Genomic DNA, 11,685 nt, shown 5'->3' on the forward strand with positions numbered 1-11,685 from the left:
CGCCCCGCGCTCGGTGCCGCAGGCGCTGCTGCGCGGCGCCCATGGGCTGCTGCCCCGGCCTGCGGCGCGCGCGGCATGATCCCGCGCTACCTAAGGTCACGCCCGCTTGCACGACGTGCGGCGAGGAGCTGTACCACCACCGGGCGGACGACGCCCCGCCTTATGCCACCATCATGGTCGTCGGCCATGTGGTGGTGCCGCTGATGGTGCTGGTGGAAGAACTCTATGCCCCGCCGCTCGGCGTCCACATGGCGCTCTGGCTGCCGCTGACGCTCATCCTGTGCCTCGCCTTGCTGCCGCCACTGAAGGGCATGCTGGTGAACCTGCAATGGGCCCTGCGCATGCACGGCTTCGACCCGGCGAGCGACGAATACGAGCCGCTTCCCCCCGAGAGCGCCCCGCTTCCGGCTGCGGCGCGGCCATGACCGGCCTCGTTCCGAAGCAGCGGACGGCGAAGGCCAGGCCCTCAAGCGCGCCCGAGGCGGAGCTTCTGGTGAAGCTCAACGCCGCCGAGCGGCGCATGGACTGGCCCAATTGCCGGCCGAAGGACGCCGCCACCATCATCCTGCTCGACCGCAAGGGCAAGGTGCCGCGCATGCTCATGGGCCGGCGCCATGCCGGCCACCGCTTTCTGCCCAACCTCTACGTCTTCCCCGGCGGACGGCTGGAGCCGGCGGACGCGCGCATGCCGGCCTACGGCGCCATCGACGCGGAGAGCGAGCGCCGGCTGCTGGAGCGCGTGCAGCGCCCGACCCTCGACGCGGGCGCGCGGGCTCCGCCGCCGCCCGCCATCCGCGAACTCTACGAGGAGACCGGACTGCTGCTCGGCACCCGCGAGGCCGGCGCGCCCAAGGCGCCGGCCGCGGACTGGAGCGCCTTCGAGAGCGAGGGCGTGTTCCCGAACATGGAGGCGCTGACCTATGTGCGCGCGCCATCACCCCGCCGCGCCGGCCGAAGCGCTTCGACACCCGCTTCTTCTGCGCCGATGCGGACGCCGTGTGTGGCCAGACGCCGGGCATCGTCGGCCCCGACGCGGAGCTGACGGAGCTGCGCTGGCTCTCCTTCCGCGAGACCGAGGCGATCGAGCTGCCCGCCATCACCCGGGCGATCCTGACCGAGATCGAGCAGCGCATCGCCGCCGGGTTCGCGCCGCGTCTGCCGGTGCCGTTCTTCTTCTGGCGCGGCGGCCGGTTCCAGCGCGAGTACATCCCGTAGCGCGCGCACCGGAATCGCGGTCCGCCTTGTCCTGTTTCCCGTCCCAAGCCCCCTCCCCGATGCACGCACCCCCCGGGCCGCAAGCCCCCATGAGCCAGAAGAGCCGCACCGCCTCCATCACCGCCGCCATCTCCGCGATCACGGTCGTGGGGGTCGGCATCAGCCTGTCGATCCCGCTGCTGGCGCTGGAGCTGGAATCGCGCGGCATCTCGCGCACCCTCATTGGCCTGAACACGGCCGTGGCGGGCGTCGCCACCATCTTCACCGCGCCGTTCGTGCCGCTTCTGGTGCGCAAGCTCGGCGTCCGGATGCTGCTGACGCTCGCCATCCTGGTCACCGCCGTGAGCCTGCTGGCCTTCAAGGCGGTGGGATCGTTCGCGCTCTGGTTCCCGCTGCGCTTCGCCTTCGGCGCGGCGCTGTGCGTGCTGTTCGCGGTCAGCGAGTTCTGGATCAATGCGGTGGCCCCGCCGCACCGGCGCGGGCTCATCATGGGCATCTACGCCACCGCGCTCTCCATCGGCGCGGCCATGGGGCCGGCGATCCTGAGCGTGCTCGGCACCTCCGGGTGGGAACCCTATGTGGCGGGGGCCGTGGTGCTGCTCGCCGGCGCCATCCCGATCCTGCTCGCCAACGGCATGACGCCGCGCATCCACGACGACGACCATCACGGCGTCCTCGCCTTCCTGCGGCGCTCGCCCACCGCGCTGCTGGCCGCTTTGGTGTTCGGCGCCATCGAGACGGCGGTGATGAGCTTCCTGCCGCTCTACGGCCTGCGCCTCGGCCTCGGCGAGAGCCAGGCCTCGCTGCTGCTCACGGTGGCGGTGCTCGGCAACGTCGCCTTCCAGATTCCGCTCGGCCTCGTCAGCGACCGGGTGGACCGGCGCCTGCTGCTGCTCGGCTGTTCGCTGGTGGGCACCGCCGGCGCGCTGGCGCTGCCGCTGATGCAGGTGGACGGGCCCTATTTCCTCGCCACCGTGTTCCTTGCCACCGGCGTGGTCGGCTCGCTCTACACGGTGGGCCTCGCCCATCTCGGCGCACGCTTCCACGGCGCGAATCTCGCGGCGGCCAACGCGGCCTTCGTCATGCTCTATTCGGTGGGGCTGATCGCCGGGCCGCCGGCGGTGGGCCTCGGCATGGACATCGCCGACCCCTACGGCTTCGCCTATGTCATCGCCGCCACGCTCGGCGCCTATGCGCTGATGGTGGCAAGCCGCCTCGCCTTGCGCCGGACGCCTGCCGGGCCTTGACATTGCCGGCTTCCTGAGCGAGTTTCCGCGCCCACGAGCCGCCTGCCCGGCAGCGCGATCGTCGAACTTTTCCGTACGCGGCACATTCGCGACGTTTTTCCGTTCGCGGCGTTATTCCGTTCGCGGCACATCGCGCGCTGACAGCGGCACCCAGGGATCAAGACATGGCCAAGGCTGCAACCATCAAGATCAAGCTCCTGTCCAGCGCGGACACGGGCACCTTCTACGTGACCAAGAAGAACTCCCGCACCAAGACCGACAAGCTCGTGCTCAAGAAGTACGACCCGGCGGTGCGCAAGCACGTGGAATTCCGCGAGACCAAGATCAAGTGAGCGGCTGGCGGCGCGGACGCGCCGCCGCAGCGTGATCCTTCTCAAGGGACGGGGCGCCGATGGGCGCCCTTTTCTGTTTGGAGACGGGGCGCCGGGCGGCGCCCTCTTCTGTTGGAGACAGCGCGCCGGACGGGCGGCGCCGCGCCCTCACTCGCCGGGCTTGGGCCGGCCGACCTCGTGCTCGTTCAGGCGCATGGCGGCATATCCCATCGCCACGACCACCATGGGCAGCACCACATAAGCGAAGATCCAGAGACCCGTCATCGTAGGCTCCTCAGGGTTCTTCTCGCCATATAGTGTAGCAAACCCGCTGCTGCGAGCCAAAGCAGAGCACCGAATCCAATCCAGCCTCCGGCCGCCGCGCTCCCGAGGCCATAAAGCGCCGCTGCGCTTGGACCGAGCACACCCACGGTTAGGCAGGCGGTCGAAGCACGATCCAAGGCGTTGGCCGTGAGCTTTGTCTGCTCGTTGTGCACCAGGCTCACGGCCGAAGAATCCACTCGGGGGCAATGGGAGAAGGGGTGGCTGGCCGGTGGGGAGCGAACGGGGAGGCCTCCCGAACACGCTCACCCACCGGCCAAACCCCACGGACCCAGGAGATGCGGCGGACCTGAGCACTCCGCAGGGTTGTCTCGGCCTTTCGGCGCCGGACGCGCGACACAAGGGACGCGGGGCCTGACGCGCAGCGGAGCGAACGGCACCGCAGCGCAGGACCGCATTCCCGCGCACGCCAAGTCGCCCCTGGCCTTCAAGATATCTTAACAGTAGCGCAATACGCCCCGCAGGAAAAGCGGGCGATTCGCTGCCCTCCCGCTGTCGCCCTCGCCCTGTCCCTGCGGCCTCTCCCCGCTGCCCTACCCGCCCGCATATTGGCGCACGGTGGACAGGAACTGCATCACCGAGATCGGCTTCGACAGATAGGCCTCGCAGCCGCCGGCGCGGATGCGCTCCTCGTCGCCCTTCATGGCGAAGGCGGTCACGGCCACCACCGGGATGGCGCGCAGCTCCGGGTCCGCCTTCAGCTTGCGCGTGACGTCGAGGCCGGAAATCTCCGGCAGCTGAATGTCCATGATGATGAGGTCCGGCCGGTGGGCGCGGGCCAGCTCCACCGCCTCGACGCCGGAGCGGGTCTCCACCGTGCGGTAGCCGTGCGCCTCCAGAAGGTCGTGGAAGAGCTTCATGTTCAGCTCGTTGTCCTCCACGATCATCACCGTCTTCGCCATGGAGCCCCTGTTCCCCTGACTTGCCCCCGAGTCGCCCCCGGCCCTGCCGGCCCCGCGCCTGCCCGCTTCGCAGCGCCGCGCGGACGTGGTGGAATGGCGACAGCTAGACCCCATTCCTTGCGGAAGAGCAAATGGCACTCAAGGACAAGCCGAATCCCCAGCCCAAGGGCCTGATCGCCCAGCGCGCCGCCGCCGAGGAGGTGGCCGCCGCGGCGCTCGCCTTCATCGCCGCGGATGGCGAGCGGCTGGTGCGGTTCCTGGGCGAGACCGGGCTTTCGCCCGCCAACCTGCGGCAGGCGGCGGCGCGGCGCGATTTCGGCGCCGGCGTGCTCGCTTTCCTGATCGCCGACGAGGCCCTGCTGCTGGCGTTCGCCGAGGAGCAGAAGCTGGACCCGCGCCACGTGGTGGGGCGCCCACGACATCCTGGCGCCGCCCTTCGACCCGGACGCCACCGTCCGCCGCTCCTGAGGCGAACCGTGAGCGCGCGCCCGGCTTCTGCCGCGACTGCCTCGCTGAGGCGGGGCCGGCCCGCGCTGCACCGCCTGCGGCAGCCCGCGCCTCGTGCGGCACGCCGAGATCCATGGCCTCACGGTGGCGCATGTGGATTGCGACGCCTTCTTCGCCGCCGTGGAGAAGCGCGACGACCCCTCGCTGGCCCACGTGCCGCTGATCATCGGCGGCGGCAAGAGGGGCGTGGTCTCCACCTGCTGCTATATCGCCCGCATCAGCGGCGTGCGCTCGGCCATGCCCATGTTCAAGGCCAAGGCGCTTTGTCCCGAGGCGGTGATTCTCAAGCCGAACATGGAGAAATACCGCATTGCCGGCCGGCAGGTGCGCGCGCTGATGCAGGCGCTCACCCCGCTGGTGGAGCCGCTGTCCATCGACGAGGCCTTTCTCGACCTCGGCGGCACCCAGGCGCTGCATGGGGCGAGCCCGGCCCTCACCCTCGCCCGCTTCGCGCTCGAGGTGGAGCGGCAGGTGGGCATCACCGTCTCGGTCGGCCTCGCGCCCAACAAGTTCCTGGCCAAGATCGCCTCCGACCTCGACAAGCCGCGCGGCTTCTCGGTGCTGGGGGCGGACGAGGCGGCGGCGTTCCTCGCGCCGCGTCCGGTCACCTTCATCTGGGGGTGGGGGCGGCGTTCGGCGCCAAGCTCGCCAAGGACGGCTTGCCACCATCGCCGACCTGCAGCGCGCCGCCCCCACGGACCTTGCGCGCCGCTACGGCGCCGAGGGCCTGCGCCTGTCGCGGCTCGCCTTCGGCATCGACACGCGCAAGGTGGACCCCAGCCGGGAGGCCAAGAGCGTCTCCGCCGAGACCACGTTCGACACCGACATCGCCGCGCTGCGCCCTCTGGAGCAGGCGCTCTATGGCCTGGCCGAGGAGGTGAGCGCGCGGCTGAAGAAGGCCGCGCTCTCGGGCCGCACCGTGACGCTGAAGCTGAAGACCGCCGACTTCCGCAGCCGCACCCGCGCCCGCACGCTGGAGAGCCACACCGCACTCGCCGGCCGCATCTATGCCGCCGCCCATGATCTGCTGGCGAAGGAGGCGGACGGCACGCGCTTCCGTCTGATCGGCGTCGGCGTTTCCGATCTCGGCCCGGCGGAGGCGGCCGACCCCGCCGATCTGGTGGACGGCGGCGCCAGCCGCATGAAGGCGGCCGAGGGCGCCATGGACCGCCTGAAGGAAAAGTTCGGCCGCGACGCCGTCACCCGCGGCATCCTGCTCGATGCCGACATCCGCGGCGGGCGCAAGGGGCGCTGAGCCCCCTGCCCAGTTCCGGTTTCGCCTCAGGCGGGCACCGCCTCCCACACCGGGAACGGGTCCGGCAGATGCTTCAGCTTCTCGGCATCGAAGCGCAGCGGATCGGCGGGCCCGACGAGGCAGGCATCGAGCGCGGCGCGCATGGCGCCCTCGTCCAGCCCCATGCCGATGAACACCAGCTCCTGCCGCCGGTCGCCATAGCCCGGCACCCAGTGGGAGCGCAGCCAGGAACGCCAGTCGGGCTGGGTCGGCCAGTTCTCCTGCGGCACGCTCGCCCACCAGCGGCCGATGGTGCCGGTCTGGCAGATGGCGCCAGCCAGGCTCATCTCGCCTACCCGCTGGGGCCGCGTGGCGAGCCAGAACAGGCCCTTGGCCCGCACCAAGCCGGGCCAGGTGCGGGCCAGGAAGGCGTTGAACCGCTCGGGGTGGAACGGCCGGCGCGCGCGGTAGACGAAGCTCGTGACGCCGTATTCCTCGGTCTCCGGCACATGGTCCTTGAAGCCGTTCAGCTCCTTGAACCAGAGCGGATGGGAGCTGGCGCGCTCGAAGTCGAAGCGGCCGGTGCCGAGCACTTCCTTGAGCGGCACGTTGGAATAGTCGGTCTCGATCAGCCGGGCATCGGGATTGAGCGACTTCACCACCCCGCGCACCACCGCGCGCTTATCGGCGTCCACCTCCGAGACCTTGTTGAGCACGATGACGTCGGCGAACTCGATCTGGTCGGTGAGGAGGTCGACCAGCGTGCGCGCATCCTCCTCGCCCGCGGTCTCGCCGCGATCGCGCAGGAAATCGCGCGAGCTGAAGTCGTTCAGCAGGTTGGCGGCGTCCACCACGGTCACCATGGTGTCGAGCCGGGCGATGTCGGCGAGCGAATGGCCGTCCTCGTCGCGGAAATCGAAGGTGGTGGCCACGGGCAGCGGCTCGGCGATGCCGGTGGATTCAATCAGCAGATAGTCGAACCGCCCGTCCTCGGCGAGACGCCGCACCTCGTTCAGAAGGTCGTCCCGCAGGGTGCAGCAGATGCAGCCATTGGTCATCTCCACCAGCTTTTCCTGCGTGTGGGACAGGTTGGCCCCGCCCGCGCGCACCAGCTCGGCGTCGATGTTCACCTCGCTCATGTCGTTGACGATCACCGCCACCTTGAGCCCCTCGCGGTTGGCGAGGATGTGGTTGAGCAGCGTGGTCTTTCCCGAGCCGAGGAAGCCGGACAGGACGGTCACAGGCAGAAGGGCCTGGGGCATGGATTGCGCTCCCTTGGGGCCGGTCGTCCCGCAACGGCGGCGCCGCGACGCGCCCGCGCAGCGCCGCCGGCACGAAGCAGACTCGGCCGATAAAAGATATAATGTATCATTATCGGACCGCGCGTCGGCACGCAAGGGTGCCGGGGGCCGGCGTCAGAAGGGGAGAAATGTGAGGTCGCGGGCCGCACGCGCGCCGTCCGCGCCGCCGCGCGCGACGCGACCGCTGGTCAGGCGAACTTCGAGAAGTCCCGGTGCTCGGCGGCGATGCGGCGCACGGTGCCGGTGGCGGCGCGCATCACCACGGTGTCGGTGAAGATCACCTCGCGGGAGAAGCGCACGCCGGTCAAGAGCGCGCCGTCGGTGACGCCGGTGGCGGCCACCAGGCAGTCGCCGCGCACCATGTCGTCCAGGCGGTAGATCTTGGAGGCATCGCGGATGCCGAGGCGCTTGGCCTGCGCGCGCTTGCGCTCGGTGTCGAGCACGAGGCGGCCCTGCATCTGGCCGCCGATGCAGCGCAGCGCCGCCGCCGCCAGCACGCCCTCCGCCGCCCCGCCGAGGCCGAGATAGATGTCGATGCCGCTCTCGTCCGGGTTGGTGGTGTGGATCACGCCCGCCACGTCGCCGTCGCTGATGAGCTTGATGGCGGCGCCGGCCTTGCGCACCGCCTCCACCAGCGGCGCATGGCGCGGCCGGTCGAGGATCAGGGCGGTGATCTCGGTGGGTGGCACGCCCTTGGCCTCGGCCAAGGCGGCGATGTTGTCCTGCGGCGACTGGGTGAGCGAGACGATGCCGTCCGGATAGCCCGGCCCGATGGCGAGCTTCTCCATATAGGCCGGCGGCACCTTCAGCAGCGAGCCGGGCTCGGCCAGCGCCAGCACCGAGATCGAGCCTTCCATGTTCTTGGCGCACAAGGTGGAGCCTTCGAGGGCGTCCACCGCCACGTCCACCTCCTCGCCGCCGGCGCCCAGCGTCTCGCCGACGAAGAAGTGCTCCACCTCGCCCTCGTCGCCCTCGCCGATCACCACCGTGCCCGAGATGGGCATGCGCGACAGCTCGCGGAAGGCGCGCTCCATGGCGGCGAGGTCGGCGGCCTGCTCGTCGCCCCGGCCGCGCAGGCGGGCGGCGGCCACGGCGGCGCGCTCGGTGATCTGCGCCATCTCCAAAGCGAGGCGGCGGTCGAGCGTGGCCGGCATGCGCGTCATGCTCATGGTCGTTCTCCCATGGCTGTGTGGCTCTGTTTCTTGGCCGCGTCAGTCCTTCTCGATGCGGATCACCTGCGGCAGGGAGGCGACGACGCCCTCTGCCTCGATGGCGGCGATGGCGCGGCGCACCGCCTCCTCCGTGGTGGCATAGGTGATGAGGATTACGTTGGCCGTCTCCGGCTCCGCCTTCAGGCCCACCGGCCGGCGCTGGACGATGGATTCCAGCGAGATGTTCTGGTCCGCCATGCGCCCGGCGATGATCGCCGCCGTGCCGGGGCGGTTCAGCACCGCGAGGCGGATGTAATAGCCGCCCTCGTGGCGCTGCATGGGCGCGCGCTCCGCCGGCAGCAGCAGGGCCGCCGGCATGCCGAAGGCGAACGGGCGGGCGCCGCGCGCCATTTCGGCGAGGTCCGCCACCACTGCGGAGGCGGTGGCATCGCCCCGCGCCGGGGCCGGACCAGGGTCAGGTCCACCGCGTCGCCGTCGAGCGCCACCGCGTTGGTGACGCCGGACACCTGCGCCAGCGGCCAGTGCTTCGGCACCATGGTGGGATGCACCCGCTGCTCGATGCCGGCGTCGTGCGCACCGCGACGCCGAGCAGCTTGACCTTGTAGCCGAGGTCGTCCGCCGCTTCGAGATCCTCCAGCGTGAGCTGGCGGATGCCCTCCACATAGATCGCCTCGGCATCGACCCGGGTGCCGAAGGCGAGCGAGGTGAGAATGGCGAGCTTGTGGGCGGTGTCGAAGCCGTCGATGTCGAAGGTCGGGTCCGCCTCCGCATAGCCGAGCCGCTGCGCCTCGCTCAGGCAGACGCCGAAGGAGAGCTTCTCGTCCGCCATGCGGGTGAGGATGTAGTTGCAGGTGCCGTTGAGGATGCCCGAGACGCGCACCAGGCGGTTGCCCTCCATGGCCTCGCGCAGGGTCTTCACCACCGGGATGCCGCCCGCCACCGCCGCCTCGAACAGCAGGGCGGCGCCCGTCGCCTCGGCGCGGCGCGCCAGATCCACGCCGCAGCGGGCGAGCAGGGCCTTGTTGGCGGTGACCACCGAGCGGCCGGCATCGAGGGCGGCGCGACCGCCGCCTTGGCGGGGTCGCCCTCGCCCCCCATCAGCTCCACGAACACGTCGATCTCGCCCCTCGCGGGCGAGCGCCACGGGATCGTCGAACCACGCCACCTGCGAAAGGTCCACGCCGCGGTCCTTGGCGCGGTCGCGCGCCGCCACCGCCACCACCTTGATGCGGCGGCCGGTGCGGGCGGCGATCTCCGCCTCCTGCCGCGCCAGCATGCGCAGCACGCCGCCCCGACGGTGCCGAGGCCCGCGAGGCCCACTTTTCAAGTCGCTCATGGTCGAACCGGTTCTCTGTTCGTCGGGCAGCCGCGGCGCCGTTTCAGGGCCGCGGCGGGCTAAGGCTCAGCGCGCCGCGCTGAGCGGCACCACGTTGTGCAGCGTGGTGCCGGCCTGGTCGAAGAAGCGGCGGATGTTGCGCGCCGCCTGGCGGATGCGCTGCTCGTTCTCCACCACTGCGATGCGGACATAATCGTCGCCGTGCTCGCCGAAGCCGACGCCCGGCGCCACCGCCACCTCGGCCTTCTCGATCAGCAGCTTCGAGAATTCCACCGACCCCATGGCCCGGAACGGCTCGGGGATCGGCGCCCAGGCGAACATGGAGGCGCGTGGGGACGGCACGGGGAAGCCGGCGCGGCCGAAGCTGTCCACCAGCGCGTCGCGGCGCTTCTTGTAGGTCTCGCGCATCTCGGCGATGCATTCCTGCGGGCCGTTGAGCGCGGCCGCCGCCGCCACCTGGATCGGCGTATAGGCGCCGTAGTCGAGATACGACTTCACCCGCGAGAGCGCGGCGATGAGGCGCTCGTTGCCGACCGCAAATCCCATGCGCCAGCCGGGCATGGAATAGGTCTTGGACATGGAGGTGAATTCCACCGTCACGTCCATGGCGCCCGGCACCTGCAGCACGGAGGGCGGCGGCACGTCGTCGTAGTAAAGCTCGGCATAAGCGAGGTCGGAGAGCACGATCAGGTCGTTCTTCTTCGCGAACGCCACCACGTCCCGGTAGAATTCGAGATCCGCCACGCACGCCGTGGGATTCGAGGGATAGCACAGCACCACGGCGATGGGCTTGGGGATGGAATGCTTCACCGCCCGCTCCATGGCGTGGAAGAATTCCGGTCCCGGCTCCACCGGCACCGAGCGGATCACGCCGCCGGCCATCAGGAAGCCGAAGGCGTGGATCGGATAGGACGGGTTCGGCGTCAGAATCACGTCGCCGGGGGCGGTGATGGCCTGCGCCATGTTGGCGAAGCCTTCCTTCGAGCCCAGCGTGGCGACGATCTGGGTGTCGGGATTGAGCTTCACGCCGAAGCGGCGCTCGTAATAGCCGGCCTGGGCGCGGCGCAAGCCGGGAATGCCCTTGGAGGCGGAATAGCGGTCGGTTCGCGGCTTGCCGATGGTCTCCTTGAGCTTCTCGATCACGTGCGCCGGCGCTTCCAGGTCCGGATTGCCCATGCCGAGGTCGATGATGTCCACCCCGGCATTGCGGGCGGCGGCCTTCACACGGTTCACTTGCTCGAACACGTAGGGCGGCAGCCGGCGAATGCGGTGGAAGTCGGTGGTCATCGTCTTAGCTCCAGGGCCGCCACGCGGCCGTTCGTCGCCGCGCAACCTCTTCTCCCGGCGCGGCAGTCGGGCTTTTTAGCACTGTTCGGTGAATGAAAAAGCAATGAATGCGGCTTCCGCAGGGAAAGATGGTTCCCCGGCTGACCGGCCGCCGCTCAGTTGTCGGCACCGATGGAGCGCTTGAGCTTGGCCTCGCGATCCTTGGCCAGCGCCTCCAGGTCGGCCTGGAGCTTGGCGCGCTCCTCGGCGGAGAGCGGCGGCGGCCGGCCGGTCGGCTGGGTACCGATGGAGGGGAAGTTGTCGGCCTCGACCTTCGGCACGTCGGGATTGGGCGGCGTGATGGAGGCGAGCGGCCCGTCGGCCGCGCAGCCGGCAAGGGCGGCGATCACCAGAACGGCGCCACAGGCCCGGCCGGCAAACGCCGGCCATCCCCGGGTTTGGCGCGGGGCCATCTCGCGTCGGCAAAGAAAAATCACGGCTGCGGCTTCATCCCCAGGGTCAACGGCGCTGATCGTCAGGCTCGATATGGGCACATTCACCCGCTAATATGGCGGAAGCTGGAAGCAAGACTCAGAACGCTTAATTGCGCACCAAGCGGGCGCGTCCGGCATCGCCCGCATCGAGGGGAGAGCGGATGTCCGCTGCCGAGGAAACCTCCGGACACGCCGAGATGCGCACCGGGCAGGAGGGAGAGCATCGCCCCGCCGGGATCGCCGCCGCGGAAGCGGAGCATCCGGAAGCGTCGTCTGTCGCGGCCACGCGGGCCTTCGCGGCGCACGGTCTCCCGCCCGACGCGCGCGCCGCGCAGCCGCCTGCTCCGCCCCCACACCC

The 11,685-nt window shown here is 70.3% G+C and carries 12 protein-coding genes and 3 pseudogenes; 8 read left to right on the forward strand and 7 right to left on the reverse strand.

What is annotated here, in order from left to right:
* The 5 genes from AC2W7M_RS11160 to rpmG form a co-directional block, all read left to right on the forward strand.
* The coding region (locus tag AC2W7M_RS11160; RefSeq protein WP_486132431.1) for a DUF983 domain-containing protein at positions 1–425 on the forward strand (425 nt) is incomplete at its 5' end.
* On the forward strand, positions 422–1,042 hold the full coding sequence (locus AC2W7M_RS11165) for an NUDIX hydrolase (protein WP_486132432.1): 621 nt from the start codon (positions 422–424) through the stop codon (positions 1,040–1,042). The genes AC2W7M_RS11160 and AC2W7M_RS11165, both read left to right, overlap by 4 nt.
* Complete coding sequence (locus AC2W7M_RS11170) at positions 997–1,215, forward strand: hypothetical protein (RefSeq protein ID WP_486132433.1); 219 nt, start codon at positions 997–999, stop codon at positions 1,213–1,215. The genes AC2W7M_RS11165 and AC2W7M_RS11170 overlap by 46 nt, the downstream gene beginning before the upstream one ends.
* Before the next feature lie 89 nt (positions 1,216–1,304).
* Positions 1,305–2,462: an MFS transporter gene (locus tag AC2W7M_RS11175; protein ID WP_486132434.1), complete on the forward strand. Its 1,158-nt coding sequence runs from the start codon at positions 1,305–1,307 to the stop codon at positions 2,460–2,462.
* A gap of 164 nt (positions 2,463–2,626) precedes the next feature.
* Entirely contained in the window at positions 2,627–2,794 is a 168-nt protein-coding gene (gene rpmG, locus AC2W7M_RS11180; RefSeq protein WP_121622253.1) for a 50S ribosomal protein L33, read from the forward strand.
* Between the two features lie 854 nt (positions 2,795–3,648).
* Here the strand turns inward: rpmG and AC2W7M_RS11185 are convergent.
* Positions 3,649–4,017 carry a response regulator gene (locus AC2W7M_RS11185; protein WP_121622252.1) on the reverse strand — a complete coding sequence of 123 codons (369 nt, stop codon included), beginning with the start codon at positions 4,015–4,017 and terminating at the stop codon, positions 3,649–3,651.
* A 131-nt stretch (positions 4,018–4,148) separates the two neighbouring features.
* On the opposite strand from AC2W7M_RS11185, the pseudogene AC2W7M_RS11190 reads away from it, so the two are divergent.
* Together AC2W7M_RS11190 and AC2W7M_RS11195 are read left to right on the forward strand one after the other, a co-directional pair.
* Positions 4,149–4,364: pseudogene (locus tag AC2W7M_RS11190) on the forward strand (DUF3572 family protein); the annotation flags it as partial.
* 131 nt (positions 4,365–4,495) lie between these two features.
* Positions 4,496–5,779 (forward strand): annotated as a pseudogene (locus tag AC2W7M_RS11195) (DNA polymerase IV); the annotation flags it as partial.
* A gap of 26 nt (positions 5,780–5,805) precedes the next feature.
* Here AC2W7M_RS11195 and zigA read toward each other — a convergent pair.
* The 6 genes and pseudogenes from zigA to AC2W7M_RS11225 form a co-directional block, all read right to left on the reverse strand.
* A complete protein-coding gene (gene zigA, locus AC2W7M_RS11200; protein WP_486132435.1) occupies positions 5,806–7,020 on the reverse strand; it encodes a zinc metallochaperone GTPase ZigA in 1,215 nt (404 codons plus the stop codon).
* A 227-nt stretch (positions 7,021–7,247) separates the two neighbouring features.
* A complete protein-coding gene (glpX, locus tag AC2W7M_RS11205) occupies positions 7,248–8,228 on the reverse strand; it encodes a class II fructose-bisphosphatase (RefSeq protein WP_486132436.1) in 981 nt (326 codons plus the stop codon).
* Positions 8,229–8,270: 42 nt separating this feature from the next.
* Positions 8,271–8,639 (reverse strand): hypothetical protein, encoded by a 369-nt coding sequence (locus AC2W7M_RS11210; protein WP_486132440.1) that lies wholly within the window; start codon positions 8,637–8,639, stop codon positions 8,271–8,273.
* A gap of 98 nt (positions 8,640–8,737) precedes the next feature.
* Positions 8,738–9,567, reverse strand: a pseudogene (locus AC2W7M_RS11215) (homoserine dehydrogenase); the annotation flags it as partial.
* Positions 9,568–9,633: 66 nt separating this feature from the next.
* Positions 9,634–10,854 carry an LL-diaminopimelate aminotransferase gene (locus tag AC2W7M_RS11220; RefSeq protein WP_486132437.1) on the reverse strand — a complete coding sequence of 407 codons (1,221 nt, stop codon included), beginning with the start codon at positions 10,852–10,854 and terminating at the stop codon, positions 9,634–9,636.
* Positions 10,855–11,009: 155 nt separating this feature from the next.
* The gene (locus AC2W7M_RS11225) at positions 11,010–11,243 is read right to left on the reverse strand and encodes a hypothetical protein (RefSeq protein ID WP_486132438.1); all 234 of its coding nucleotides are present in this window, start codon (positions 11,241–11,243) and stop codon (positions 11,010–11,012) included.
* 245 nt (positions 11,244–11,488) lie between these two features.
* On the opposite strand from AC2W7M_RS11225, the gene AC2W7M_RS11230 reads away from it, so the two are divergent.
* On the forward strand, positions 11,489–11,685 hold a 197-nt coding region (locus AC2W7M_RS11230; RefSeq protein WP_486132439.1), incomplete at its 3' end, for a hypothetical protein.

This window comes from Xanthobacter sp. BG11Y11_SDJG, from assembly GCF_057364445.1.